The sequence below is a fragment of the Dokdonia ponticola genome, from assembly GCF_042653865.1.
Lineage (GTDB): Bacteria > Bacteroidota > Bacteroidia > Flavobacteriales > Flavobacteriaceae > Dokdonia > Dokdonia ponticola.
This window is the reverse complement of record NZ_JBHSFV010000048.1, coordinates 1-977: the sequence shown is the minus strand read 5'-3', so window position 1 is coordinate 977 and position 977 is coordinate 1. Positions and strand designations below refer to the sequence as shown.

The 977-nt window shown below is 44.4% G+C and carries 1 pseudogene; it reads left to right on the top strand.

From position 1 onward, the window contains the following. Positions 1-977: pseudogene (locus tag ACFO3O_RS22555) on the top strand (T9SS type B sorting domain-containing protein); the annotation flags it as partial.

The window sequence follows — 977 nt, the reverse complement described above, 5'->3', positions numbered from 1 at the left end:
TTGTAGCACAAGATACTCCGTTTGATTATACCTTCTGTGAGGAGTTTGATGGAGATGATACCACAGGAGAGGTGAATTTAGCAACCCTAGCGGATGATGCTGGATTCTTAGTAGCGCCACAAAACACGGCTGATTTTACCATCACCTATCACAATACAGCGACAGAGGCAGAAAATGAAGCCTTCCCAATAGATCAGTCAGTGTTGCTTGTAGTAACCGATGGTGATGAGATTTTCTTCAGAATAGAAAGCGCATCGCAGTGTGTTTCTATTGGAAGTGTGATTTTTACGGTAGAGAGTCGTCCGCTAGCAAACCCGGCAGAGGATATTACCCAATGTGCCGATGATCCGGGGATTAATGGAATTCCCCTACAGGAGGTAGCAACCTTTGATTTAACACAGCAAAATGATGTGATTACAGGGGGAGAGCCTACCACTTCGGTGGTGTACTACACGTCCTTAGTGGATGCACAAAACATGGAGAATCCTATTGTAGACCCAACAGCCTTTGTCAATACAAGTGATCCTCAGACCATTTATGCCCGAGCGATTAACACCTCGAGTATGTGTGAGTCAACCGATGTGATCGAATTTATGATTTTTGTAGAACCATTGCCTTATACCGATTTAAGTAATGAAGGAGGGGAGATTTGTGTAGATGAGATTACAGGCGAGGCATTAGATCCGTTTATACTAGATGGTACGGTGGAAGATGCAATTCCAGGAGTGAGTTATACTTATACGTGGACTCGTGATGGCACGCTTGTTTCGTTAGATCCTACTGTGACAGTTGATCAGCAAGGAGAGTATCAAGTAACGGTAACGGCCACCTATGACAATGGGATGGATGGGATTACTAGCTGTGATTATGTAGCGGAGGCAAGTTATGTAGCAGTGAGTGCTCCCGTGTTTGAAGCCGTTGTTTTAGAGAGTTCCTTTAATCCGGGAGGAGTATATACCGTAGAGGTACAGAACATC